The sequence below is a fragment of the Cytophagaceae bacterium genome, from assembly GCA_016722655.1.
GTDB lineage: Bacteria > Bacteroidota > Bacteroidia > Cytophagales > Spirosomataceae > Leadbetterella.
Genome location: JADKIR010000002.1, coordinates 37,070 through 59,597 on the forward strand (window position 1 = coordinate 37,070; position 22,528 = coordinate 59,597).

At 31.8% G+C, this 22,528-nt stretch carries 41 protein-coding genes; 15 read left to right on the plus strand and 26 right to left on the minus strand.

Annotated features, from left to right (window positions below; all coding sequences use genetic code 11):
- Positions 1–45: 45 nt before the first annotated feature.
- From IPP61_00380 to IPP61_00445, 14 genes are all read right to left on the minus strand, one after another.
- Positions 46–744: a hypothetical protein gene (locus tag IPP61_00380; protein ID MBL0323636.1), complete on the minus strand. Its 699-nt coding sequence runs from the start codon at positions 742–744 to the stop codon at positions 46–48.
- 117 nt (positions 745–861) lie between these two features.
- The gene (locus IPP61_00385) at positions 862–1,308 is read right to left on the minus strand and encodes a hypothetical protein (GenBank protein MBL0323637.1); all 447 of its coding nucleotides are present in this window, start codon (positions 1,306–1,308) and stop codon (positions 862–864) included.
- A complete protein-coding gene (locus tag IPP61_00390; protein MBL0323638.1) occupies positions 1,305–1,541 on the minus strand; it encodes a hypothetical protein in 237 nt (78 codons plus the stop codon). The genes IPP61_00385 and IPP61_00390 overlap by 4 nt, the downstream gene beginning before the upstream one ends.
- A complete protein-coding gene (locus IPP61_00395; protein MBL0323639.1) occupies positions 1,538–2,014 on the minus strand; it encodes a hypothetical protein in 477 nt (158 codons plus the stop codon). Before IPP61_00395 ends, IPP61_00390 begins: the two co-directional genes overlap by 4 nt.
- On the minus strand, positions 2,011–2,211 hold the full coding sequence (locus tag IPP61_00400; protein ID MBL0323640.1) for a hypothetical protein: 201 nt from the start codon (positions 2,209–2,211) through the stop codon (positions 2,011–2,013). Before IPP61_00400 ends, IPP61_00395 begins: the two co-directional genes overlap by 4 nt.
- Complete coding sequence (locus tag IPP61_00405) at positions 2,189–2,389, minus strand: hypothetical protein (GenBank protein ID MBL0323641.1); 201 nt, start codon at positions 2,387–2,389, stop codon at positions 2,189–2,191. Before IPP61_00405 ends, IPP61_00400 begins: the two co-directional genes overlap by 23 nt.
- Before the next feature lie 58 nt (positions 2,390–2,447).
- The gene (locus tag IPP61_00410; protein MBL0323642.1) at positions 2,448–2,825 is read right to left on the minus strand and encodes a hypothetical protein; all 378 of its coding nucleotides are present in this window, start codon (positions 2,823–2,825) and stop codon (positions 2,448–2,450) included.
- A gap of 75 nt (positions 2,826–2,900) precedes the next feature.
- The gene (locus IPP61_00415; GenBank protein MBL0323643.1) at positions 2,901–3,989 is read right to left on the minus strand and encodes a hypothetical protein; all 1,089 of its coding nucleotides are present in this window, start codon (positions 3,987–3,989) and stop codon (positions 2,901–2,903) included.
- Between the two features lie 625 nt (positions 3,990–4,614).
- Entirely contained in the window at positions 4,615–4,917 is a 303-nt protein-coding gene (locus IPP61_00420; GenBank protein MBL0323644.1) for a hypothetical protein, read from the minus strand.
- Positions 4,918–4,954: 37 nt separating this feature from the next.
- Positions 4,955–5,266 carry a LytTR family transcriptional regulator gene (locus tag IPP61_00425; GenBank protein MBL0323645.1) on the minus strand — a complete coding sequence of 104 codons (312 nt, stop codon included), beginning with the start codon at positions 5,264–5,266 and terminating at the stop codon, positions 4,955–4,957.
- Positions 5,241–5,585, minus strand: coding sequence for a hypothetical protein (locus tag IPP61_00430; GenBank protein MBL0323646.1), 345 nt, complete (start codon positions 5,583–5,585; stop codon positions 5,241–5,243). The genes IPP61_00425 and IPP61_00430 overlap by 26 nt, the downstream gene beginning before the upstream one ends.
- Before the next feature lie 19 nt (positions 5,586–5,604).
- Positions 5,605–6,216, minus strand: a complete 612-nt coding sequence (locus IPP61_00435) for a hypothetical protein (protein ID MBL0323647.1) — start codon at positions 6,214–6,216, stop codon at positions 5,605–5,607.
- 2 nt (positions 6,217–6,218) lie between these two features.
- A complete protein-coding gene (locus IPP61_00440; GenBank protein MBL0323648.1) occupies positions 6,219–6,530 on the minus strand; it encodes a hypothetical protein in 312 nt (103 codons plus the stop codon).
- Positions 6,531–6,535: 5 nt separating this feature from the next.
- Positions 6,536–6,892: a hypothetical protein gene (locus IPP61_00445; GenBank protein ID MBL0323649.1), complete on the minus strand. Its 357-nt coding sequence runs from the start codon at positions 6,890–6,892 to the stop codon at positions 6,536–6,538.
- 176 nt (positions 6,893–7,068) lie between these two features.
- On the opposite strand from IPP61_00445, the gene IPP61_00450 reads away from it, so the two are divergent.
- The 4 genes from IPP61_00450 to IPP61_00465 all read left to right on the plus strand — a co-directional run bounded on the left by IPP61_00450 (position 7,069) and on the right by IPP61_00465 (position 8,750).
- Entirely contained in the window at positions 7,069–7,281 is a 213-nt protein-coding gene (locus IPP61_00450) for a hypothetical protein (GenBank protein MBL0323650.1), read from the plus strand.
- Positions 7,282–7,343: 62 nt separating this feature from the next.
- Positions 7,344–8,144 (plus strand): pentapeptide repeat-containing protein, encoded by an 801-nt coding sequence (locus IPP61_00455; protein MBL0323651.1) that lies wholly within the window; start codon positions 7,344–7,346, stop codon positions 8,142–8,144.
- Positions 8,141–8,311: a hypothetical protein gene (locus IPP61_00460; GenBank protein MBL0323652.1), complete on the plus strand. Its 171-nt coding sequence runs from the start codon at positions 8,141–8,143 to the stop codon at positions 8,309–8,311. Before IPP61_00455 ends, IPP61_00460 begins: the two co-directional genes overlap by 4 nt.
- Positions 8,301–8,750, plus strand: a complete 450-nt coding sequence (locus IPP61_00465) for a hypothetical protein (GenBank protein ID MBL0323653.1) — start codon at positions 8,301–8,303, stop codon at positions 8,748–8,750. Before IPP61_00460 ends, IPP61_00465 begins: the two co-directional genes overlap by 11 nt.
- Positions 8,751–8,988: 238 nt before the next feature.
- Here the strand turns inward: IPP61_00465 and IPP61_00470 are convergent, their stop codons facing one another.
- The 4 genes from IPP61_00470 to IPP61_00485 form a co-directional block, all read right to left on the minus strand.
- Positions 8,989–10,374 carry a hypothetical protein gene (locus IPP61_00470; protein ID MBL0323654.1) on the minus strand — a complete coding sequence of 462 codons (1,386 nt, stop codon included), beginning with the start codon at positions 10,372–10,374 and terminating at the stop codon, positions 8,989–8,991.
- Positions 10,374–10,853 carry a DNA-packaging protein gene (locus tag IPP61_00475; GenBank protein ID MBL0323655.1) on the minus strand — a complete coding sequence of 160 codons (480 nt, stop codon included), beginning with the start codon at positions 10,851–10,853 and terminating at the stop codon, positions 10,374–10,376. Before IPP61_00475 ends, IPP61_00470 begins: the two co-directional genes overlap by 1 nt.
- Positions 10,854–11,242: 389 nt before the next feature.
- Positions 11,243–11,503 (minus strand): hypothetical protein, encoded by a 261-nt coding sequence (locus tag IPP61_00480; GenBank protein ID MBL0323656.1) that lies wholly within the window; start codon positions 11,501–11,503, stop codon positions 11,243–11,245.
- A 94-nt stretch (positions 11,504–11,597) separates the two neighbouring features.
- On the minus strand, positions 11,598–12,029 hold the full coding sequence (locus IPP61_00485; GenBank protein MBL0323657.1) for a hypothetical protein: 432 nt from the start codon (positions 12,027–12,029) through the stop codon (positions 11,598–11,600).
- Between the two features lie 218 nt (positions 12,030–12,247).
- Between IPP61_00485 and IPP61_00490 the strand changes: the two genes are divergently transcribed.
- Positions 12,248–12,586, plus strand: coding sequence for a hypothetical protein (locus tag IPP61_00490; protein ID MBL0323658.1), 339 nt, complete (start codon positions 12,248–12,250; stop codon positions 12,584–12,586).
- Between the two features lie 90 nt (positions 12,587–12,676).
- Here IPP61_00490 and IPP61_00495 read toward each other — a convergent pair whose 3' ends face one another.
- From IPP61_00495 to IPP61_00530, 8 genes are all read right to left on the minus strand, one after another.
- Positions 12,677–13,015 carry a hypothetical protein gene (locus IPP61_00495; GenBank protein ID MBL0323659.1) on the minus strand — a complete coding sequence of 113 codons (339 nt, stop codon included), beginning with the start codon at positions 13,013–13,015 and terminating at the stop codon, positions 12,677–12,679.
- Positions 13,016–13,021: 6 nt separating this feature from the next.
- Entirely contained in the window at positions 13,022–13,936 is a 915-nt protein-coding gene (locus IPP61_00500) for a hypothetical protein (protein MBL0323660.1), read from the minus strand.
- Between the two features lies 1 nt (position 13,937).
- Positions 13,938–14,759 carry a hypothetical protein gene (locus tag IPP61_00505; protein ID MBL0323661.1) on the minus strand — a complete coding sequence of 274 codons (822 nt, stop codon included), beginning with the start codon at positions 14,757–14,759 and terminating at the stop codon, positions 13,938–13,940.
- A 119-nt stretch (positions 14,760–14,878) separates the two neighbouring features.
- Complete coding sequence (locus IPP61_00510) at positions 14,879–15,175, minus strand: hypothetical protein (protein MBL0323662.1); 297 nt, start codon at positions 15,173–15,175, stop codon at positions 14,879–14,881.
- 67 nt (positions 15,176–15,242) lie between these two features.
- Complete coding sequence (locus IPP61_00515) at positions 15,243–15,431, minus strand: hypothetical protein (protein ID MBL0323663.1); 189 nt, start codon at positions 15,429–15,431, stop codon at positions 15,243–15,245.
- 2 nt (positions 15,432–15,433) lie between these two features.
- A complete protein-coding gene (locus tag IPP61_00520; GenBank protein MBL0323664.1) occupies positions 15,434–15,631 on the minus strand; it encodes a hypothetical protein in 198 nt (65 codons plus the stop codon).
- Between the two features lie 408 nt (positions 15,632–16,039).
- Positions 16,040–16,219, minus strand: coding sequence for a hypothetical protein (locus tag IPP61_00525; GenBank protein ID MBL0323665.1), 180 nt, complete (start codon positions 16,217–16,219; stop codon positions 16,040–16,042).
- Positions 16,220–16,231: 12 nt separating this feature from the next.
- Entirely contained in the window at positions 16,232–16,459 is a 228-nt protein-coding gene (locus tag IPP61_00530) for a hypothetical protein (GenBank protein MBL0323666.1), read from the minus strand.
- 338 nt (positions 16,460–16,797) lie between these two features.
- On the opposite strand from IPP61_00530, the gene IPP61_00535 reads away from it, so the two are divergent.
- From IPP61_00535 to IPP61_00580, 10 genes are all read left to right on the plus strand, one after another.
- Positions 16,798–17,382 carry a hypothetical protein gene (locus IPP61_00535; protein MBL0323667.1) on the plus strand — a complete coding sequence of 195 codons (585 nt, stop codon included), beginning with the start codon at positions 16,798–16,800 and terminating at the stop codon, positions 17,380–17,382.
- A gap of 263 nt (positions 17,383–17,645) precedes the next feature.
- Positions 17,646–18,194, plus strand: coding sequence for a hypothetical protein (locus IPP61_00540; protein MBL0323668.1), 549 nt, complete (start codon positions 17,646–17,648; stop codon positions 18,192–18,194).
- A 409-nt stretch (positions 18,195–18,603) separates the two neighbouring features.
- Positions 18,604–18,834 (plus strand): hypothetical protein, encoded by a 231-nt coding sequence (locus IPP61_00545; GenBank protein ID MBL0323669.1) that lies wholly within the window; start codon positions 18,604–18,606, stop codon positions 18,832–18,834.
- Positions 18,835–19,085: 251 nt separating this feature from the next.
- Positions 19,086–19,445, plus strand: coding sequence for a hypothetical protein (locus IPP61_00550; GenBank protein MBL0323670.1), 360 nt, complete (start codon positions 19,086–19,088; stop codon positions 19,443–19,445).
- A gap of 35 nt (positions 19,446–19,480) precedes the next feature.
- The gene (locus tag IPP61_00555; GenBank protein MBL0323671.1) at positions 19,481–19,750 is read left to right on the plus strand and encodes a hypothetical protein; all 270 of its coding nucleotides are present in this window, start codon (positions 19,481–19,483) and stop codon (positions 19,748–19,750) included.
- A gap of 80 nt (positions 19,751–19,830) precedes the next feature.
- Entirely contained in the window at positions 19,831–20,457 is a 627-nt protein-coding gene (locus IPP61_00560; GenBank protein MBL0323672.1) for a zinc finger-like domain-containing protein, read from the plus strand.
- The gene (locus IPP61_00565) at positions 20,438–20,836 is read left to right on the plus strand and encodes a hypothetical protein (GenBank protein ID MBL0323673.1); all 399 of its coding nucleotides are present in this window, start codon (positions 20,438–20,440) and stop codon (positions 20,834–20,836) included. Before IPP61_00560 ends, IPP61_00565 begins: the two co-directional genes overlap by 20 nt.
- A gap of 410 nt (positions 20,837–21,246) precedes the next feature.
- Positions 21,247–21,603 carry a hypothetical protein gene (locus tag IPP61_00570; protein MBL0323674.1) on the plus strand — a complete coding sequence of 119 codons (357 nt, stop codon included), beginning with the start codon at positions 21,247–21,249 and terminating at the stop codon, positions 21,601–21,603.
- Positions 21,600–21,776: a hypothetical protein gene (locus tag IPP61_00575; protein ID MBL0323675.1), complete on the plus strand. Its 177-nt coding sequence runs from the start codon at positions 21,600–21,602 to the stop codon at positions 21,774–21,776. Before IPP61_00570 ends, IPP61_00575 begins: the two co-directional genes overlap by 4 nt.
- A 12-nt stretch (positions 21,777–21,788) precedes the next feature.
- Entirely contained in the window at positions 21,789–21,941 is a 153-nt protein-coding gene (locus tag IPP61_00580) for a hypothetical protein (GenBank protein ID MBL0323676.1), read from the plus strand.
- Positions 21,942–22,528: the final 587 nt, after the last annotated feature.

Below are 22,528 nucleotides of genomic sequence, written 5' to 3' on the forward strand. Positions count from 1 at the left end.
TCTCCATCTGCTTTTCAGCTTCTTCTGATTCTTTTATTTTTGCGGTCAGGAGGTCGAAATACTCTGTGACTCTCCATCTATTAATTTCCATAATCCCTCGTAAATCTCCATCAGCGAGGCGATATTTTGACCGATAGTCTGCCCTTTCTCTGTCTCTGATAACATCGAATAATTGTGTAGTGAATGGGAAAACTCCGTTTCTGTCAGACTTTTTAAATATGTCAGCGTACCATGTTGAGATAAGTCCTGAAAGTTTATGAAACGGTTCAATGGAGTACGCAAAAAAAAAGCAAGTAAATTCATAGTACTTCCATCTGGCAATATGGCAATATTATTTTCAACCCATATTTTAATTTTCTTCTGTGAATAGTTAATGTCATATTCTGCCGGATCTTCTGATTCATCAAAAAACCAAACTGCTGAAATATCATAAACTAAAGTAAGATTGTTGCTTTGTTGTCTCCTGAATTTTAATGTCTGTGTTAACCTTTGAACTTCTGCAATTCTTCTTTCAGGGGTTAAACTATTGTCATTTGTGAATTTATCAACCATATCAAGAAATTCAGTCATTACGGCATCCGTAACTTTAAACTGATTATGATTGTCAACTATATTTTGAAAGGACCTAAATCTATTAAAGTAAATTGGTAATCCTCCATCCGTAAATTGATAATAGTCAATTCCATTGCAAGTAAATGCAAGTTCTTTTTTTGCTTCTTTTAGGAAAAATTCATTTTGTGTCATAAATCCAAGATCCGTTTTTTATTGATAATTGTTTTGAATAAACTGTCCTTTTTGACTTTAAAATCTCTTTTATTTTTTCCCATTCACCGTGTTTTAGAAAAGTATTTGTTTCCATAATCAACAATTTTCAAAATCTCCTGGTCTCGCTGTAAATTGGTATGAAATTGAATAAGCCTCCAATTCGGGGTAATCCTCAATGGCACCTATTTTTTTAAGTACCGATTGAGTATTGTAGTCAAATTCTTGAGCTTTGATATTCATTCTATTTAATAAGTCAAGAATATGATAAAACTTAACAAACTTTGAAATAACAATCATTTCGACTGTAAATGTCATTTCTCCGAATTTTGAATCATTATTTGCCCGGCCTCCATTGATAATATGAGCTACCTGAATATCGTAATTATCATCTGGCAAAAATGGATCTATTTTATTTCCGGCATAAATACCGAGTTGATTCTTTTTTTCGTGAGCATTAAAATACATTTTAGCAATACCATCAACGGCATCGACTGTTTTGTAATTCTCACGAATCTTTGAGTTTATTTCGATTATTGTTTTCATTTTAAGTAAATGTTAATAATGCATTTCGTTTTTGATTCTACAAAATACTCCACACTTGAAACCGTGAAGGTTACAGAATCAAGAACTTCATCATTTTCATCAATAAGCATATTTCGATTGAAAATAATTATATCCCCGGAACTTGGAACATTTGGAATACTTAAATTGTGAAATTTTGGTATGTTATTCCCAAATTCTGATTTTGATAAGAATACAATGTTTACTTTTTTCATAATATTTTCTTTACAAAATTAACTTCTATTTCTGAATTAAATGTTTGAATAACGGCATTTTCTTCGTCTTTTGTTAATGCAAAAATTTGGCCGTAATAATCTTCAAGGTATTGAGCTTTGTCAGCTTCTGAATCGTTCATAAATCCAATTTCAGCACTTTTTGTGTCAGAACTAAGCAATTGCCAATTTCTCATTAAATCACCGCTAAAAGTTAAATCTACGTGGCTTGTTTGAAGATTTTTTTTGTCTCTGGCTTTTTTATGGTACTTTGAATAAACCCCATCTGGCTTATTGCTTTTTGTTGTCATTCTACCACCTATCGAATTACCTTTTTGTTGTATTCTGTCAGCAACTAAAACAACGGCATCCATTCCGGCCATCCTCAATGCCTTTTCTGTGGCTATTGGTAAACCGGTTTGAAATTCAGCTTTTAACTGAAGTAGTGTTGTTCCAAGGTTGCTTTCAATTTTCATACCTTCAATAATTTACTTTTAACGGTTGCGAATGTACGGCCTGAATTAATTATTTCGCTACCTTTTTTTGTTACCACTTCAACAATCAATACTTCTGTACGAACTGAAATGACTTTTACCAATTCACCTTTATTAGCGTAAATGTCCTTTGATTTTACCAGGGAATATACATCGTCAATCAGTCTGTATAATTGCATTTTGTTTTATTACCTTATCGACCTTTATATATTCGGTTTGAATCTTTTTAAATTCCGATTCAGCACGTTTTTGTAGTTCTTTTAATAAATCGGCTTCGGTTCTTTTGTTAAGCATTTTATTTTCCAACGAAATTAAATATTTTTCGTCAAAAATCACTGATTCGTCTTTTTCTGTCATAGTTAATTTAAATTTTTCTTATACCTTTTCTTTTGGGCGATTTCCGCTTTGATCCGTTTTAATGGTTAATTTCAATTTCTTTTTGCGTTAGTTCTTTGAAAAGGTTCTGAACTTCATGAACATATTCTCTCTGTCCAATTGTAGTCGGCCCAAAATCAAAAACAAAACAATTGTCAACAACTGTAAATGATATTCTGTATTCTGAATGTTCAAAATACTTTTTATTGCCAATTTTGTATATTTTTTTAAAGCCAAAATTGTTTTTTAGTATTTCTTCTGTGAGGGGGATTCCCTTAAATGGCTCATATTCTAATATATTTGAATCAAAATAATCATTATCAAAAAATATTTTATTTTTGTGGGTTCCTATAACAGTGACAACTTCACCATTATAATTAATTTTATTTCCTTGCTTTAAATCTTTAGCTTGTATCATTTCTAATTGTTTGACTATGCCCCAAATTAAAACAATAAAAACAACATAAAAAAATATTTTACTGTATTTTTTATTTTAAATCATTGATTTATGATATACCCCTACTTTGTTATCACATTCCCAACACATCGAAACATCATCTAATGGTAAATTTGGCACCGACAACTCTAAAACCTTTCTATAAGTTTTATTCAATTCATCTTTCAGGTCTTTTGTATATTCCAGATTTCCTTTAGCCATATTATTTATTCTAAAACCGGCCATTTTTTCACCTAAAATATTGGCTGCAATCTTATTTGTCACGGCATAACCTAATTCACTTGCATTTTGACATATAAACTCTTCAATCGAGCAAATAATATCAACATCTACGCAAATAAAACTTTCGATAGCTGTAAATTCTGAAATATCGGTTAATTCATTTGCCACAAACGGATAAATGGAAAATTCATTGTTTTGGTCAAGTCCAATTAATTCATGCGGAATTACTGAAACTGTACTTTGTCCGTAACCGTCAAAACTCTCGCATGGATCACATGATTTGCATTTTGTTTCTTTAAACCGGTTACATGAAAGTTTACCGAGGTTAAATTCAGTATCAGAACTTTGTCTTTCTAAAACTAAAATAATAGCCCGGTGATTATCAGAATCAATGCTTGTATTTATTGGAATAGAATTGATTTTGTTGGCTTCTAAGGATATTTCTTCTGGTGATTCATACAATACCTCATTTGTTTCGTAATCAATCAATTTAGCCTTACAATTCGTTGTCACAAGTGGGTAAATTGATATTGAGTTGAAAGTTCCAATAATATATTTTGAATCTGCAGTAGTAAAAAGTATCCCAATCTTTGTTTCGGAAAACTCATTCGATTCAATTGGTCTTAAAATCCTGGCTTTTTCAGATTTATAAATTGTTTCGTTCAATTTTACTCTTTTTGTGGCCCGAAGTAAAACGTCCTTAATATCGTGTTTAAGTTGATTTATTGCATTAGTTCGGCACTTTTTAAATACATCGAAAAATGTCTCTTGGTCACCGTCTGCAATCTTATCCATAAGCTCATTACTCATGCCTTCAATGTCGTTAACCCAAAGAACTGCATTCTGTGTATTGTGACACCCTTTAACGCCTATAATTCCATCAAAACAATTATTAACATCCATGATTTTCAATATTTTAATTACAAAACAAAAGTAATAAAAAAAGACAAACGAAATTATATCATTTGTCTTTCATTAATTATTCAAACAATTCAAAACAATCAAACATCCAAAAAGGATATAATAATCAATATGAAGTATCTTTAACGGCAACTCGAGCAACCTCCTGAATTTGGCTTAGGCTTTGATGTTGAACTATTGCTACTTGGTTGAGGTCTTGATATATTGGCCGGCCTCCAAACTATTCCAGGTTTATTTGCCATTATTTTTAATATTTTTACGTGAAACTATCTTTTACTTTCTAAATCTTTCCTTATTTTATTTGTAAAAATAATCAGAAATTCAGTCAAAAACCAAATCATAGGGTTTAAATTCACACAAACCACCATATAAAATATGTGCATCCATATTGAATATTGAGTAAATCCTGAAACAATTAGCAACAAATACGCTATTGATCCGATTACACTTGATGAACACGGAACACACAAACCCAAAGGCTTTCCCCAATATCTACCGAAATATCTTTCAATAAAATATCCTAAATTTTCTAAAAGCATCTCAGGACGCAATAACCTGCACCATCCCACGCAAAAAAGGGAAATTAATAGAATATTGATTAAGTGGATCATTTGATAGAATTAATTTTAGATTTAATTTTGTCTATCCTTTCTTTTTCTTCCAAAGTCCTTATCTCGGGTCCATATCCTTTTTTTAAGGCATCTTTTAAAAGTTTATTTCTTTCAGACCTTTCAGCTTTTTTTTGCTTTGACAATTCAATAGCTCTTAATTCTTCAGCTTTATCATTTAATTCATCTTGTGAATCTCTTTCTGTTTCAAGCAATAAATCAGAGGTCAATTCTTTATAATTCGTTGTAGTTGTGCTTTCTTCAATATAGAATTTGGCACCTACCTTAACAACTTTTTTCACTATCAATACTTTTGATTGAGGCTCTAAAATTTGAGCTTTAAGGCTTAGTGAAAAAACTGATAATATCAGCAATAGAAATATCTTTTTCATTATTATTTAAAATTGGTTTTCTTCTCCGTGAAAATTCAAAACTCTGATTATTTTTTAAAATTACTTTTGATTCTGAAATGTCCTTTATGAATATAATGTTTACGGCAATTTTTCTATTTAATCTCAAAAATAAATCAGGATTTAACTCGATAACTTTTTTTAAAGTTTTAGATTCAGTTTTTTTTGTGCCATCCTCAAAATACAAATCACAATAAGGACCATCGGCAATTATTTTATATACTCCTCCAAACTCCTCCAATATATGCTATTGTTATTTGATTGCCAATTTGACCAGGTACTATTTCACCGTTTGATTTTGGTAAACCGGTAATTGTTTGACCGTTTGCCGTCGTAATAGATCCCGAAAATGTAATATTACCTGTTCCATGATTGACTATTTTACAAGAAAAACCATCTGAAACGGTTCCGAGCGTATAAGTGGCTGATGCACCAGTATGAACAATAATATAATTATCATCACCACTTGCAATGGTGGTAGATGTTCCGGTGACTGTTCTATTTAAGATAGAAGTGAATGCAAAAAATAAAACACATATTAAAAACGCTAATTTTTTCATAAAATATTGATTTAAAATGTTAATAATCAATTCCGTTAAAATGCAAATACCACCTCCTGTCCATTTCTGTTAAAACAAAACTACTCCCATGCTTAATTCCATATTTTACGGCACTTGGTGCAGTTGTCATGCTTCCTATGCAAGTTCCAGGAGTAAAAAAATAAGTAATATCCCCTGATTTGACAAAAATAGTATCTGAAAATTTGACACAATAAGTATTGTCGTAATAATTAAACAATGAATCAGAAAATCCCCAATATGAAAAAGTTATGTTTCGATTAAAATTCAAAGTATCAAAACGACTTGGTAAAGTTACCGTTAGGCTATCTTTGTTTAAGCTCACAAATTCAGTTCTACGGCCTTGATAGTTACCTCCTGGATATTCTATTGTATCACTTGAATTAAGTTGCACTCCTACAATGTATTTATGTTCAACTTTGATTCTCATTGCATCAGTATTTGTTCTCCAATCCAATATCCAAGGTTGAAAATCTCTTACGCCAATTCCGTAAAATCCTGACTTTGCAAGTGTGGTTGTGTCCGCATCAAACACCGCCGTAGTCCTTTGCCTTTGAGCTAATGAAACTAATGAAACCAAAATAAACGATAAAATCAAAACTACTTTTTTCATATTTAAGCTCTTTTTGTTAGAAAAATATCACCTGTAAATTTATCTTCACTTGGACTATCTGTAAAAGGCAAATAGACCTTTATTTTATTTATTTCTATTGGATCAAAGTCGATTTCTTTAACCCATCTATTATTACTATCAAAAAACAAAGCTGAGATCTTTTTTGTCCCTAAAATATGTTCCACTTCATCTCCTTCTACCAAATCAACGACTGAAATGTTTTGGAATAGTGGTAATCTTGGAATAGCCGAATTCCCCGAATAACATATCCGGGGACTTACACAAGATTTTGATCCAAAAACTATTCTTTGCATAAAGCTTAAACTATTTGAGGAGTTACATTCAAAATATCAGAAACTTTAAATTCAAAACATGATTTCCCTGTATCTTTAATTTCAACTTTTTGATTTTCGGAATCAATAAAATAAACTTCATAAATTCCAGGGAAATGAATCGAAATATAACCAACTGGCAAAGTTTCTAATTCTACCGAGGCAATTCCATCTGCATTAGTTGTAACATCAATTTGATAAATTCGTTTTGATCTACCGGTAATATTGAATTTCAAATCTAATTCAGCGTTCAAAATGCCTAAATCAAAGGTCAAAACTTCCTCGCATTGGCTTATATTATCTACGTTGACACAATTACAGTTATCACAATTTCCGCAGCCCATATCATTGTTTTTAACACAAATATAAATAATACTTTGAAAATCAAATATTGTTTGTAAAATCTATTGAAAAAATACGGGAATAAAAAAAAGATTAAAAATATTTAAAAATATTTTGTATTTTGCTTGCATAATTAAAAATAGTGTTTTACCTTCACGTCATCAAACAAGAACAAAAAATGACAATTGAAAAATTAGAAAATCAAGTAAAAGAAATAGTTAGCTGGGCAATTGCTAAATATGGTTTTGATATTGCTTTTGAAAAATCGCAAAACGACCTTTCAGGACTTGCTTTAGATTATTTAAATTCGTCTATTGCATTTACTAATAAAATCCAAAACGATAGCATCGCTAAAGGTGCTATCTTAACCTTATTAAACAATAACAATTAAACAGTTTATAAAACCATGACCGAAAAAAAACGAGGTCAAAATAAATAAAACAATCTAATATCATGGAAAACAAAACAATCAACATTCAAATCAAAACATTGTTTGGTAACTTAATTTTCGAATACGAATCGGAAAACAACTCTATTAACGAAACTTTATTAGAGGCAATTAAAAGCGGTGCGGATTTGAGAGGTGCGGATTTGATAGGTGCGGATTTGAGACGTGCGGATTTGATCGGTGCGGATTTGATCGGTGCGAATTTGATCGGTGCGGATTTGAGACGTGCGGATTTGAGCGATGCGAATTTGAGCGGTGCGGATTTGAGACGTGCGGATTTGAGCGATGCGGATTTGAGCGATGCGGATTTGAGCGGTGCGGATTTGAGACGTGCGGATTTGAGACGTGCGGATTTGAGCGATGCGGATTTGAGACGTGCGGATTTGAGCGATGCGAATTTGAGCGATGCGGATTTGAGCGATGCGAATTTGAGCGATGCGGATTTGAGACGTGCGAATTTGAGCGGTGCGAATTTGAGCGATGCGAATTTGAGCGGTGCGGATTTGAGCGGTGCGAATTTGAGCGGTGCGAATTTGATCGGTGCGAATTTGAGCGGTGCGAATTTGATCGGTGCGGAAAATATAGAAACCGCATATCTTCCAATTTTCTGCAAATGGACACCTTGCATAATTGGTGATAAAATAAAAATTGGGTGCAAAGAAAAAACAATTGAAGAATGGGATTATTTTTTTGCATCAAATGAAACTTTTGAAACTTCAAGAGATAGCGAACAATTTAAACAAATTGAGTCAGTCTATCTGGCTTACAAGGCTTACTATTTACATTTAAACAAAAAACAATCATGAGCAAAAAACCAGGTAGAAAAAACCAAATAGAAACTGACGAAAAAACCGGCATACTTTTTATGCGTGGGATTCCACTTAGCCAATTAGAATCGTGTCGGCAATTGGTGACAGATTCGCTTTATGGTCGTATTACAATCATTAAAAAAAATAATCAAAATGAAAAATGAACTTCCAGGACTTGGGGTATTTTCTTGGATAATAATTTTCCTATTCGTTTTAGTCAATTCTTTTTTATTTATTTGGGCTTATAGGAATTATCAAAAAAGTAACAAATCAAATGAAAGTAATTCTAATGAAGATGAATATGATTTCATTATTGAATTAACAGGTTATCCAATTCCAAAAGAATGCTTTGTAAATCTAAATAAAGAAGTTATTAACGCTTTATTTTGGATCTATTCAAAGGGATATGTTTCCGAAGAAGATTTTCAATCTATTGATATTAACTTTTACCTTCCTGATGGCAATTCAAACTGGCCGGAAAGAATGAGATTAATGAAAGAAAACTATCAAGAAACCAGAAACAAATATCAGCTTCACAAGAAAAACAACATGGTTTTTAATGCAGATAATTTTTTTCATACTTTTTTTGGGATAAATAAATAGAATTGAGAAATGAAAACACTTTTAATACTAATTTTAATATCCGGATTACTTTACTTTTTTACCGGATGGCTTTTAAGCGACAAAAATAAAAAGTAAAATATTTGAGCACCTACGAATTCAATGAAAATAGTAGGTGTTTTTCTTTTAAACAAAATCAGATTTGGTAAAATGACATTTCTTATCATACGGAAACAAAATTATATTTGGTTTTTACAAATTTCATTATAATTATTGGGCATTAACTTAAATTTACGTATTCTTTCCAAAGGTCATATAAAAATACATGGTCAAAATACCTCGCTGTGTCACCGCAGTGACCGTAATTGTTAGCATCAGCGTGTTTTTTATTTAAGCCTCCTGAACTGTCCTGCTCCATTCGTTTATAATCGTTGCAGGTAATAGGGCAATCAGTTGCCGAAATAAGCCAATCTGTTTCTTTTCCTAAAATGTAATTACATATAAGTTTAGAATTATAATGGCTTGGATTTGAAGTTGGCACCATATCTTCATAATCTACCCCTAACTCACGTAATTTATTGAAAATGATACTAAAACCGCTTGAATGACCTGAAGTAAAAGCAGACTTATTATTTCCAGAAGCGTCACCTGTTATTAAAAATCTTCTTTCTTTTCCAAAATAACTTACTATGTAATCAATAAATTCTGGTAAATCCATATTAGCACTTGGATCGTGAAATTCTTTAATTTTTCTAACGTATCTGTCATAAACCGAAACTTGACCGGCCAAACATGACAAAACAACGTTAAAGTCAAAACTAAGGCAAATTGGTAAATTATCATTAATAGCTATCGATTCTGTTGTTTCGTGTTTATCAGGTTTGAAATTATAAAAGAAAGGTTTATCTGGCACAATCACACCCCATTCTCCAAGAACATTTATCGAATACCAATGATAATCAATTTCTTTTTGGCTTTCGTATTTATCAATTGTGTTTTGGTCAACAAATCCATAAGTTCCGCAAGGGCTGCCAACTGTCCAATAGTTATCTGTATAAAGTGTTTTAATTAATGCCTTTCGGCCATCTTCTGAAACTTTTACGAAACTGTTTTTACTTGGAAGTGATAAATTACATTCAACCCATATTTCAGTATCAATAATCTTTGTCTTTACAAATGATGTTATATTGGTAGGATTCCATGCAGCAAAATAACACTTTGCAATTTCACCACGAAAAGCATTTATTGATTCCTTATAATCTTCTTCAGTAAATTGGTCTAATTCGTCATGGTACAAGTAAGAATATCCTTCTATACCTTTTGCCTTGTTTTCATCATCTAAACCTTTTAATATAATTGTTGCATTATTGTACATTGATTTAAATGAAAAGTCCATAGTGCGATAACCGCTTTGCAACCTGGATGTGCTGATTGATAACTTCATTGATCCTTTTAATGTCGTTTTTATCGTTCCTCCTACCTTTCTAAAACAAATTGCACTCTGATTATTCTCGATACACAATTGAGCTATTATCTGGCCTATTGTGATAGTTTTTGAGCTTGATTTTCCACCATATATATAAAATTCGTTTACCCCTCGCTTCATCAATTCAAGTATGACAAAGTACAAAGGATTAAACCAGCTTTTTTTATATTGGATTTTCATTAATCTAAAAGTTCCCTTTCAAATGTTGCTCCTAGGTTGTGAGTTAATTCTGATTTATCACCTAATCCAAGTTTTCGAGCGATAATATTGGCATTTAGGAAACCCGATGCAGCTCCTTCAAATTGTTGAGCTTCGATAATTTGCCTAATACGCTTAGTGATATGAAAATAAGCGTCAATCTTTTCGTAATTGAAAAATGTATGTGTAGTTATTTCTAATGCATTACAAAGGCCTTCAATGGTCATAGGTCGCATTCTATTAATTTTTACCTCATTTGCATCTTTACCTCTAAAATCTTGCTCTCTGAATGGATTTTGCTCTATAAATTCAAAATATTCGTTTGCTCCTTCTGCTAATTGTTCTGGAGTGTATTCTCTCGCCCTGCCTGGGCTTATCCTTACCCTCCAATACTGATTCCCTGCCTTAAATTTAAAGTCTCCTACCTTTGGAATTTCTTTAACTTCGTTTTCCTCTTCCATAATTTTGATTTGTTAATTAAAAAATGATTTAATTAACCGATTGCTTTACCTTTCGGTCGATGTAAAATTATGAAAACTTTGTAAATAAAAAAAACACCCTTAAAAAGAGTGCTTTTAAATTAAACCCTAACCTATAAAAACTATGACATTTTTTTTAAAAGTAACTCCGAGAATAAACCCGGAGTTCTAAACCATTCCCATTAAAATAACTTGTTCTTCTACTTTTTTGTTTAGATGTTTACAATTTATTTAGTCTTTAATGTTTTATTTCGGGAAAATACCTTACTGATGAAAAATCAATATCTGATTAATTTCATCCAAATTTAGCAACTGATAAACTACTATTACCAAAATTGCTATTAAAAATCTTTTGTGTTGCTTTTTCATGATTATTTTATAAAAGCCATTTTTGAATAATCAGTAAATCCACCACCTTTAATAATTGACTTTAATGCACCAGTTCCGCCAATAGGATTGTAAGGTAAAACAAATCCGTCTTTTTCTTCTCCAAAAGAAACAAGTCCAAAACCATTAACAGAAAGATACTTTCCATTCAAAAGAACATAAGCGTTTTTTGCTTTGTTAAAAACTTTTTTGTTATTAACCTTAACAATTGATAATTGGCTATTTAAAAATTCTGTTTTTGTCATTGTCGTAAATGTTTATTTCTGATTGTTTGATGAACAAATATAGCAGGTTATTTTGATATAAAAAAATATTTTAACTTATTTTTTCAAATTATTTTTATCTCCCATACACAAGTAAACATGAGTCACGCATTTCGGAATTAGTTCTACCTTGATATTTTGTAATAGCTTTAAAGGTTTCTGCATTCACTTTTGATTTAGTTGGTTTTATCAAATGGTGCTTTAATCCTAAGTATTCGCACATTTCAACAACCTTTCTTCCAGCTTCGTGATTGGCTCCTGTCCTTAATCCAATATTAGCGTTAATTGCTGCACTTCCATTTGTTACTTTGTGCCAATTTGATTTATTAAGCCATCCGGCCTCAATAACTACTTCAATATCCAGATTTTCACAATCTTTTAACAAATATAGTTTATCAAATAACTCAAAAAACTTTAAGTTTAAAAGCTCAAAATTTGTTTTTGAATAATATAAACACACCCCATTTTTTTCAATATCTGGATCGACTCCTATATACAACTTTTGCATATTTTAATTATTTTTTATTGAAATTTACTATTTTTCACTTAAAATTGTACTGAAATTTTTCAAAATTATTTTTCAATTTAATTTTTATTGCAATGAAAAAACTTATTTTATCCTTAATTTTTGGCTTATTTGCCTTTTTCGCTCTGCCTCCGGTTTCCGTTTCTGCTCAATCAGCCCCAACTGGACCGGTTATAACCTATGTAAAAGTTGGTAATGCTTTGTCAACTCCAACCCATGCTGCAACTGATACGGTAACGAATACAACCGCTAAGTATCAATATGCGGTAGTCCAAGGTGCAAATCTTCATGTTACTTTTCAGTCCTTATTTACGAAAGTAACCGGAACTCCTGCAGGAACTGTGGCATTACAAGGATCAATAGATGGGTTAAATTGGTCTGGAACTATTGGAACTGCATTTACACTTACTGATGTCAGTACCCAGGTTGCCTCATTTGTTGTTGCCCCTTCAAGTTATCAATATTATCGAATTGTTGTAACTCCAACCGGCACGCAATCAAGCCGAATATCTACAAAGGTATTGGTACGGCGAAATTAAAAAAGCCATTTCCATTATTAAAATTTAAGAAAAAAGCCTGGAAAACTCCGGGCTTTTTTGCTATATCAAACTTACTACAATTAATAACTTTTAAAATGGCAAATCGTCCCCACATTCTAAACCTTTGCCTTTATTTTTATTTCTTTTGAAAAACACTTTTACCTGATAAGGGTAATAATATCTTATATGTCTCCAAAAAACATTCCTAATCCAATAAAATTTCCATAATATCCATATTTGAAATTTACCATATAAATTGTATTCAAAATCTGATATTTTACAGCAAAATATACTTCCGGACAATGGTCCTTCAATTACTTTTACTTCAAATCCTTTATAAAAAGAAAAGAATATTGGATTTAAAACTACATCAAACTTCATTACCTTGTCTTTTGCTTTTATCCGTATTGGCAACCTTAAAACGTCCATGATTATTTAAATTGAAAAATTAATGTTGTTAACTGCTTTTATGTTGTTTAAAAATTCCCGGCCTAATCGCAAACATTCATTCCTTTGCTTTATTCTTTCAGGATCAAATGAATGAGGCACCAAATGCACCCTGTCCTGAATAGGAATTTCAACAAAGTCAATAAACCACTCGATATGAATACTGGCCGACTGTGTGCAATATTCTTCGAGTGCTTTTCTTGTAAAAATATGGTCATTGATAATTTTCTTGACTTCTGTAATTCTGGAATCCGGAATATTTCCGGCATTGTCAAGAAACTGCATTTTATAATTCTTATTGGTAACCTCCTGGTTAATCAAATGAATTGGGGTATCTGTCAAAACATAAGCCAATAGTGCCTCATTTATTCCCCAAAGTTCCATGTAATTATCCAACTGGCGAAAATAGAACTCTTCATTTGATTCGATAAGATGTTGACCAAATGTATTAAAATCCCAAGTTGATTTAATGTCAATAATCACTTTTTCAGACTTAATGTCTCTTTTGCCACGTACCCAATCATTTTGTTTTTCCTGTGAATCTGAAACAAGCCTGATATTCAATAATTCACTCAAAGTATCCCGGCTTTCTTTTTCAACTAAAATACCTTTGTCAAAGTATTTATTTTCAAGTCTAAAATCACGGTTAAATTTTTGAGCAAAATATATTTTTGTCAAAAGTTTTTGTGCCGTTGTTGAAAGCTCAAACTTTGTTGACTTCAAAAATTTATATTCAAGTTCAATAAGTTTTTCAGATTGTTTTTCGGTTAATGGTTTTCCGATACCTAAATTTCTTTCTCTGAATGATTCAAGTTCTGAAATTGTACTTTCAGAAAGTGGACGTGGAACGGTTACTAAATCGCCTTGTAGTAGGCTTCTGAATATGAAGTTTGAAAAGTCCATTTTATAATTCTTTTTCTTTTTCGTTAAACATAATTTCAAAATCAGATTGTTGATTTTCCGATAGTTGTTTCCAAAGTATATTTACTTCTTCTTTAGAGGCAATTTTTAACTTTTGCTCAATTTCTGATGCATCAAGTTCGACAATTGTTTGAGGTTGCTTTACTTCAATAAATCCAACATCCTGAATATCACCATCTGTAATTTCCATGCCCGAAATCCGGCTTAATAACCATGCCCGGCCTTTCCTTGTTGCCTTACCTATAATTGCATCTACTGAAGTATAGGAATCCATTTTTATCGGTATTGGAATTGTTTCCTCCTTTGTTTCTCCGTTTAAGATCCATGATATTTTTACATCAACCGCAGCTGATGTATTATTTGGATTAATCCGTGGCAATGAACATACAAGATTATAAGAAAGCCCTTTGAAATTATTAAGTAAATATCCGCACCCTTCTTTTGTTGGATACATATTTCCACCAATAATATTGAATTGATTATTTACAGGTTGTAATCCCATCAAAACGGCTTCAATTAAACAATTTTTAACTACTGGCTCTGGATAGCCCGGGCCTTTTGAATATCCACCTCCTTGCTGTTTTACAAGGTCTTTGTCAGTTTTAAATCCAAGCCTGTTGCCTTGCAGTGCCATTATTGGCTGCATATACTCTGGAGTTAGTAATTCGCTTAATTGGCTTATGGCATCGGCTACCAAATATGCTTTTTGAAAACCTTGTATTTTATCGCTTCCGATAACTGATAAAACATTACTATCCAGTTTTTTGGCAATTTCTATAAATTTTGAATCGCTTTGATTTTCCATTTTTGGTTATTTTGTTAAATTATGATACAATTTTTATTATTAAGCCACCAAAGGCCAATATTAAAACTAAGATTATTATAATTGATATTAAAAGCTCGATTAATGAGCTTAATTGTGACTTACTCATAGAGATAATCGGTTAGTTGTTTGAAAATTGTTGCTTCTGTTTCATTGTCAAAATCAATTTTATCACCTTCTGAATCTGTGATATTTACAATCACAATCAGATTGGTAATTATTTCAATTCCGGCACCTGTCTCCGGTTCTTTGTAACCTTCATAATCTGCAGTTCCTTCAATTATAACATAATTTCCGGTTGTTGTATCCTCGAATTCTACCGCAAATGTTTCTTCATTTGCAATCTGGCTTTGAATTGATTCTAATGTTTCGGTTGGAATTTGAACTTTAATTGTCATTGTTTTTTTTGTTTGATGTTGTAAAGTTACAAATAAAATCCGAATAAAAAAATATCTATTTATATTTTTATTTAAACATTTTTAAAATATAATTGTAATCCTGGTCTGGTGCTGAATCTTTTAATTCTGCTTTTATGAAAATACAATTCACATAACAGCCGAAAATACTTTTTAAGGTAGTTCCAATGTATGGTTTTAAACTTTCGTAAAATTTTATAGCCTCTTTTGGCTTATTGAATGTTTTTTGGAGTGTCATTTTCAAAATGGTAATTTTTCTTTATTTTTTTCTTCTTTAATTATTTTCCAGTCTCTTTTTATTTTTTCTTTGATTGCAATTCGAATGAATTGACTTATATTTACGTCATACTGTTTCAATTTTTGTAAAGATTCAAACTGTACTTTATTAAAGCCAATTGTTATTCTGTTAACTTTCTTATAATCAGACTGTAAATTCATTTTTTGATGCAATTTTATTCGTAAATACAATTGTTGTATGCAAGTGCTAAGAAAGTGGTTATTCGGAAATTCCGTAATACCACAGCATAATTAAATATTATCATAAATTGGCTCATATAAATCAGGTTGCTTTAAATAATAATTATCTCCGTAAATTGTGGCAAGTTCGTGATTACCCCTCCAATCAATAGACCCCGTTTTTTTGTTCCTAAAGGCTTTAATTTTTAAATCTAACCATCCTATCGAGTTACTAAACTCAGGAAACCTATGCAACCCGTTTTCGTCTTTAATTACCTTTGATTTTACAATATTTCCATTTTTTTAATACAGCAATAAATTCAAAACCTTCTTTGTTTGGAAGTAATGATAAATCTTTCATAATTTTTCTATTTCTTGTTTTACTGCATTTCAATAATTTTCATGTGCTTTTGTTTGTATCAAGCAATTATATTCATTTAGAATAATATCTACACAAATTTTAGAACATGCTTTTGCATTTTTATAACTACCTTCTGATTTGTCTGTGAAATAAATACTTGCAAATTGGTATTTGTCAAATATCTCAAATGCTTTTTCTTTCGCTGTCATTTTGATTGATGGTTAGTTTAGTGCTTTTTCGATGGCTATACTTTCTGAATATTTTTCGTCAAAAAATTCTTCCCTAACAGCATCTTTGTCTATATCCCAAACGCTTCCAGAATAAAGAATCTCACTAGACCAATACTCTTCAAATTCTTCACTTAATCGGTCGATGTTTTCATCTATCCATAAGTCTTTTTGATTTAAATCAAAATTTTCTTTCGTTCCTTTAAATTCCAGTTCTTCCATTATAAATTATTGTTTAACTTTTCTTATGACACAAATTTACTACTATTTTTCTAAATAAAAAATATATTTAAATATTTTTGTTAAATTATTTAAAATACCAATTCAGGCAAATCGCAAATCAAAAAAACTTTGTTTTAAATGATTCATTTTGATTTTATCAAGTTATCAAACAGAATAGATGAAGATTTCATTTTAGAAATAAATGAAGATTATACATCAACGCTAATATTAATGAAAAGTTTGGTCAGATTCCGGTAAATATCAGGGTTGCTACTTATTCGGTTATTAGTGGTATCCCTAATTTCAATTGGTCAACTTACAACGGTTACAAGTTTTATTTGATTTCAGATTCACCATTTATTGAGCTTAAAAAAATAACGGATACTACCCCAATAAAATTACCTACTAATTCAGGGACTTATTACACGATTGCAGGAGATCAAAACAAAATAATTCAAGTTAGTGATGAATTATTGATGGCTGTTGATTTTGGCATATTTTCACCGGGGGAAACTGCATGGGTAAGAAATGTAAAGCCAGATGAATCGTTTGTTTGGGTTAGTTACGAATCAGGAAGTTTTCAAGTTCAATTCAATGAAACTTTTCAATTTGCTATTTTAGGTGAACCAAATGATTTAATGAAATTTGTTTACACTGAAATAAATGTTGAAGATTCTGATTTCGTTTGTCATCAACCAGACTTCCTAAACGGCATTTACAACGGTAGTAATTATGTATTAATTGATGCAACTGAACTTCCAAATGGTTTAAAAATTTACTTAAATACAGGTGAATTTGGATATGTAAAAGATGCAAAATGTTTGATAAAATTAGATTCACCACTCGAAACAGGTAATGTAATATACTGTTTTGTTGACACAAATAATTGCAATGTACAAAGTTGTGAATATGTAGTTTGGTGAATATGTAAGCGGTGAAGTTGGTTGCATTGATGCAAGTGGAATATTACCAGAAGGAACTTTGACAGGTGCATTTATTTGTCTTGATACCGACTTGCATAAAGAGGTATTTAATGTAAGTATGGTCAAAAGGTTGCAGGATTGTAGTGCAAGAACATTGCTATCTCTTTGGAGGTACTGAATCAAGTTGCGTATAATATTTTTAAAAAATGGGAAAGTGTAAAATGCCTAAAATATCAGAGTTTTGTATAGTAGGATCTTCTTAAGTGTTGGTAGGTGCTGATTTGTTGTTGGATGGTGTCGAAGTCACTTTGCATGATAGCACCGGACAAATTGGTGACGGAATAATTAACGGTGGATTAGCCTTAATACCAGTTGGTGATCCATTGGTTTATGCCACTGAAATTTGGTGTGAAATAAACACTCCATCTTGTGTTAGTAAGTCATGTAGTGCTTATGTGGGTAGGATTTCATCAGATTGCGTAATTGATGCAAGCGATAAACCAAGCGGTGAATTAACAGGCCGGCTTATATGTTCTGAAAAAGATTTCTATCGTGAGGTGTACGATGGTGACGGTGGCGTTATCGCCAAAGGTGTATTAGCACAAGAAGATTGTATTTATTGCGGTGGCAATTTGCCTAATTGTGAAGAACCGCCAGTTGAGCCAACAACATTCTACAATATTGTTTCATGCGTTGATGGTAACGTTTATCAAACAACTACCGTATTAACGGTTGCTAATCAGAAGTTGCTACCCAATACACGGCTTGCACCGTTGGAATGGAACGACACAAACAACAGCACCAAACTTTAGAGGGGAAGTTTCTATATTGGTTGGCGAAACTGGATGTCCAGCAACAACTTTATACTATAATATTGTAAGGTGTTCTGATGGGACGGTAAAACAAACGACAACTGTAATTAACATAGTTAATCAATCACTTTCAAAGGCAGGAGATTCATATCCGGCTGGAGGTTATGTATGGAATGGCACGACGACAACAACGCCAACAGAAAATATAGGTACTGTTACCATATTGACAGGCGAATTTGGTTGTAATTAATTTGAGTTTTTCGGCAAAAAAACTATATTTTTAAATTTAAACGAAAAGAACATGAACATTAGCGGAATTAATCTCATTTGGAACTGCTCACAAAATGTACAGTGTTTTGAAAACTTTATAAGCTCCTGAGAGCGAAAAAGCAACATCATAGCACTTGCATTGGTTGAAAAAGGCGAATTAGAGGCCGAAGATGTTACCGAAGCGTTGATTTCAGATGGAACTACACATGCAGATGATGTCATTGACATTATTAGAGAGCTTTACAACTATCTGGTAAGGTATTATTTCCCAAATGGGCATTTAAACGGTAAAAATCAAAGCCAGAGAAAAGATGGCTTCGGTAACATATGGGTTACAAAACGACCCACAGCCAACCGGAGAAGTAAATAACGTATTTGAGTTTGTGTATGAATATTTTTATTCAACTCAAACGGTAAAGTGGATGAAACTGGTTACGTCAGAACCTTGTAAATTATGACGTTGTGTATTGGACTGAAAGTAAAGTACATTTGGTTATAGGTAAAAAGTAACATGGTTTGGGATCGGACATGAGATAACCGGCAATTCTGCAGATATTATTAACGGTGGTTTTTCTTTCCGTTATTTGGGCGATGGTGAGCCAGTGCCTTATGGTAATGTAGATGCAAGTAAATTGGGAAGGATTTACTAAGTTGACAATTACAGATCCTACTTTGGATGCATTAAAACTTGCAAAAGATACTTGCGGGAGTCCTTGTAATGTATTTACGGCAGTTGCAGCCGGAACTTTGACAACTACACTTGATTTCAATGTTACAGGACAAACTAACTGTTTGAAATGGGAACTTCATGTAGATTGTGGTGGTGGGTTGCCTACTGGAACTTTGATTGATGAAAATACCGGTATTGTAACTGTAAATGCTCAACCGGCCAACACAAAAAGAAAATTCCGCGTTTTGGCAATATCAAGTGCTTGTGTTGTTGGTGAATATTGCATGGAAATTGTAACTAAGCCAGCTTGATAATTTTTTCTTTCTTAATTTGATTTAAAAATCCGATGTTAACGATAACAGATATTCAGGAAAAATTAAAGTTGATTTTAGAAGAAAATCAATTGAAACATTCGTTTTATGATGAATCTGTTAAAATAGCAAATAAGTTAATGAAACTTTTGGTGATGATTATCCAGCTTTTAAATTTGGAAAGGCCAAAAGAGGCAAAGAAAGACAAAGAATATCGTAAGTCAGTGTTTAAGAATCCGGTTAAAGGTCACTTGAGCGGATTCTTGACAAGCTTATCAAGGTTGAACAATCAGAGGATTTTTTAGTTAATTATCCACTTGATGATTCTGGAATTAATTTATTAAGAGACTATTGCGAAAATAATTTCAACGGATCAAATAGCTTGGTGAATTGGCTTTTTACAATTGGGGTAAATGCTTATGCAAAAACTCCAAATTCAGTAATTGCCGTTTTAGACACAAATCCGCCACAAACACAAACAGATAGCTACAAACCATACCCAAAGATTTTTTTAGAATCTGATGTTTTATATTTTGTTAAAAACAAATATTGTGTTTTAAGACAAATTTTATCTCAGGATGAAACAAACTACTTTTTTATCGATGAAATATCATATTGGATAGTAAATCATTCGACTTTAGGCAATCGTGAAAAATTGCAAGTTACAGGGCCGATTCAGCATTATTGCGGTGTAATGCCGGCTTTAAAATTAGGCCGACATATTGAAAAGACTGATTCAAGTGAAAATGTTTTATTTAAATCTTTACTATCTGATTCTTTGCCTGACTTTAAAAAGGCTATATCCAGAAGTTCAGATATTGAAATTGAGCTGAATCATCATGTACATACGCTTGAATGGCAAATGTCCCCTAAAAAATGCCCTACTTGCAATGGCAGAAAAACAATACCTACTTTAGAGAGCCCTAATGCCAAATGTAAAACTTGTGACGGTCACGGGACTTTATCATGGGGCAATCTTGATGTATTATTGATTGATACCTCTAGGGGATAATTTTCTTAAAGATCAAGCCAAATTCCCTTTCAATTCTCCAGGTGGTTTTATACCAAGAAATATTGCAGCTGTTCAGGAATTGACAAAGGCATATTATAATCATATTGACGATGCTTATGATGCAATTGATTTTGGAATATTGCGTAAAAAAGATTTAAATTCAGCGGAATCAGGTCTTTCAAAACAATATAATAGACTTGAATTTTCTCAAAGGATATATTCAGAAGGTAGGCATTTGATTGAAAATATTCTGATTCCTATTTATAAGTTTATTGACGCTCAATTATTTGGTATAAATGCTGAAAATCAAAAATTTGTAAGAATACCGGAAATAACTATTCCAATTTCATTTGGTGTAATGTCATCTGAAATGGTTTAGCTGAAATAAAAAACGCTAAAGATTCGAGATAAGGTGCCGAAATTGTAAAGTCTTTAGAATTGAAATATTGCAAGTTGGTTTTTGGTGACAAGCTCAAAGAAACAAAAAATATTATTGATGAAATAAGTTTAAATCCGACTTTAGGGATAAGGCGTTTCGGATGTTATTAGCTTGTTTGGTGGCGGTGCTGGAACTTCTACAAATGGACTTTCTGAAACTTATTGCATTATTGGAGCCAATTTTAAAGCGTTTATTGATCGGGCTATAAGAGAAGAAATGAAATGGGAAAAATATGGAGGCGGTTGAAAAATGGAATATTCTTGTAAAATATGCCAATGAATTAATATCTCAAAGGCCACAAATGCCAACGTTGCCAGTAGTTGAAGTGATATAATACGGATGAACAAGATTTGAAAATATTAGACGAAATAGATGCCAAACTTGAAGGTTTTAGTATTTGCTTTGTTGAAAATTTCAATCTAAAAGTTTCAAAAGAAATTCAAAATTCTATTTTAGATTTTATTGATACTTTGAGTTCTGACTTAGATTTAACTTCCAGACTTGAAAGAAATAAAGTAATTAATAAATTCCGTGATGAACTTGCAAAGACTATTCAAAACGGAGCTATTGCCGATGGATATTTGACTTTATTAACCGGGAAGTATAAAGAAATAGTTGCAATCGCAAATGAGTATTTTTCGGCTTTAAGTTCGGCATACAAAAAGAATTATACCGTGAAATATATAAAGAATCAATACTTTATTTGAAAGAATCTCTAACAGGTGCCGGAATAAGTCAAATTGTGAGTAATAAAATCGTTGACAAAATCTATGATTTAAATATGACCGGAATCACAAAAAAAGAACTTCGGGCATACTTAAAAGATTATTTTTCAAAGGCAAATATTACAACCAAATATGTAGAACAAATTACGACTTGATTCATTATACAAATGACACAGACTTATCAATTAAAGATAAGCAATGATCTTGGTATTGAATACTATTATTATGCCGGAACAAAAATGAAAACAAGCCAGCAGTTTTGCATTTCAAGATATGGCAAATTTTTACAAAAAGGAAATTCAGTCATGGCCGGGAGTTGAATTGGGCAGGAAAATACCTGGGAACTGATAAAAAAATACTATATTTGTGTATAGAGGAGGATATATTGCCGAACATACATTAAGGCCAATTTCAAAGAATTTGTATCAAAAACTTAATAAATAAAATGGAAAAGAATTTATAGTTACCAAAAAGGTTTTGAAAAATGTTCAACCTGAAACATTCAAAACTAATCAGACGTGGATTAATGACAACAAAAGTTTATGAAAGTCCACAGGAATGACCTAGAGAAATTAAAGCCGAAAAAGAAGAAGTCATTGTTCAGGAATCAATTTCGACTAAAAAAGAAAAGTCAAAAAAGACAAAAGAAACTGAAATTGAAATTGCTGATGAAAGTCAGGGAAATGATTTGGAAGAAAAACAAGAAGAAAACGAAATTTAATTTTTAAACGATAAATTTTATGAAAGAATTAAAAATATGGTTATCGTGGAAGAAACGATAAATACGGGATACATAAGGCGCGAGGGGAGTAGTTACATGCTCAAAAACAAAAAGGAAGGCACTTGGTAAGGATATTGCTGAAAAGGTTATTAAAACCGACGAAACCATTAAGATCATTGGTCCGGC

Bases quoted from the DNA above. Each gene is read 5' to 3' on its own strand.
- IPP61_00525 (MBL0323665.1), bottom strand. From the start codon at position 16,219: ATGACAGCGAAAGAAAAAGCATTTGAGATATTTGACAAATACCAATTT.
- IPP61_00415 (MBL0323643.1), bottom strand. From the start codon at position 3,989: ATGGATGTTAATAATTGTTTTGATGGAATTATAGGCGTTAAAGGGTGT.
- IPP61_00510 (MBL0323662.1), bottom strand. From the start codon at position 15,175: ATGACAATTAAAGTTCAAATTCCAACCGAAACATTAGAATCAATTCAA.
- IPP61_00465 (MBL0323653.1), top strand. From the start codon at position 8,301: ATGAAAAATGAACTTCCAGGACTTGGGGTATTTTCTTGGATAATAATT.
- IPP61_00430 (MBL0323646.1), bottom strand. From the start codon at position 5,585: ATGAAAAAATTAGCGTTTTTAATATGTGTTTTATTTTTTGCATTCACT.
- IPP61_00485 (MBL0323657.1), bottom strand. From the start codon at position 12,029: ATGCAAAAGTTGTATATAGGAGTCGATCCAGATATTGAAAAAAATGGG.
- IPP61_00555 (MBL0323671.1), top strand. From the start codon at position 19,481: ATGTTAACGATAACAGATATTCAGGAAAAATTAAAGTTGATTTTAGAA.
- IPP61_00380 (MBL0323636.1), bottom strand. From the start codon at position 744: ATGACACAAAATGAATTTTTCCTAAAAGAAGCAAAAAAAGAACTTGCA.
- IPP61_00385 (MBL0323637.1), bottom strand. From the start codon at position 1,308: ATGAAAACAATAATCGAAATAAACTCAAAGATTCGTGAGAATTACAAA.
- IPP61_00475 (MBL0323655.1), bottom strand. From the start codon at position 10,853: ATGGAAGAGGAAAACGAAGTTAAAGAAATTCCAAAGGTAGGAGACTTT.
- IPP61_00460 (MBL0323652.1), top strand. From the start codon at position 8,141: ATGAGCAAAAAACCAGGTAGAAAAAACCAAATAGAAACTGACGAAAAA.
- IPP61_00440 (MBL0323648.1), bottom strand. From the start codon at position 6,530: ATGCAAAGAATAGTTTTTGGATCAAAATCTTGTGTAAGTCCCCGGATA.
- IPP61_00520 (MBL0323664.1), bottom strand. From the start codon at position 15,631: ATGAATTTACAGTCTGATTATAAGAAAGTTAACAGAATAACAATTGGC.
- IPP61_00395 (MBL0323639.1), bottom strand. From the start codon at position 2,014: ATGAAAATTGAAAGCAACCTTGGAACAACACTACTTCAGTTAAAAGCT.
- IPP61_00405 (MBL0323641.1), bottom strand. From the start codon at position 2,389: ATGACAGAAAAAGACGAATCAGTGATTTTTGACGAAAAATATTTAATT.
- IPP61_00500 (MBL0323660.1), bottom strand. From the start codon at position 13,936: ATGGACTTTTCAAACTTCATATTCAGAAGCCTACTACAAGGCGATTTA.
- IPP61_00550 (MBL0323670.1), top strand. From the start codon at position 19,086: ATGCAAGTAAATTGGGAAGGATTTACTAAGTTGACAATTACAGATCCT.
- IPP61_00450 (MBL0323650.1), top strand. From the start codon at position 7,069: ATGACAATTGAAAAATTAGAAAATCAAGTAAAAGAAATAGTTAGCTGG.
- IPP61_00390 (MBL0323638.1), bottom strand. From the start codon at position 1,541: ATGAAAAAAGTAAACATTGTATTCTTATCAAAATCAGAATTTGGGAAT.
- IPP61_00410 (MBL0323642.1), bottom strand. From the start codon at position 2,825: ATGATACAAGCTAAAGATTTAAAGCAAGGAAATAAAATTAATTATAAT.
- IPP61_00445 (MBL0323649.1), bottom strand. From the start codon at position 6,892: ATGGGCTGCGGAAATTGTGATAACTGTAATTGTGTCAACGTAGATAAT.
- IPP61_00470 (MBL0323654.1), bottom strand. From the start codon at position 10,374: ATGAAAATCCAATATAAAAAAAGCTGGTTTAATCCTTTGTACTTTGTC.
- IPP61_00480 (MBL0323656.1), bottom strand. From the start codon at position 11,503: ATGACAAAAACAGAATTTTTAAATAGCCAATTATCAATTGTTAAGGTT.
- IPP61_00435 (MBL0323647.1), bottom strand. From the start codon at position 6,216: ATGAAAAAAGTAGTTTTGATTTTATCGTTTATTTTGGTTTCATTAGTT.
- IPP61_00495 (MBL0323659.1), bottom strand. From the start codon at position 13,015: ATGGACGTTTTAAGGTTGCCAATACGGATAAAAGCAAAAGACAAGGTA.
- IPP61_00530 (MBL0323666.1), bottom strand. From the start codon at position 16,459: ATGGAAGAACTGGAATTTAAAGGAACGAAAGAAAATTTTGATTTAAAT.
- IPP61_00515 (MBL0323663.1), bottom strand. From the start codon at position 15,431: ATGACACTCCAAAAAACATTCAATAAGCCAAAAGAGGCTATAAAATTT.
- IPP61_00455 (MBL0323651.1), top strand. From the start codon at position 7,344: ATGGAAAACAAAACAATCAACATTCAAATCAAAACATTGTTTGGTAAC.
- IPP61_00580 (MBL0323676.1), top strand. From the start codon at position 21,789: ATGACACAGACTTATCAATTAAAGATAAGCAATGATCTTGGTATTGAA.
- IPP61_00505 (MBL0323661.1), bottom strand. From the start codon at position 14,759: ATGGAAAATCAAAGCGATTCAAAATTTATAGAAATTGCCAAAAAACTG.
- IPP61_00400 (MBL0323640.1), bottom strand. From the start codon at position 2,211: ATGCAATTATACAGACTGATTGACGATGTATATTCCCTGGTAAAATCA.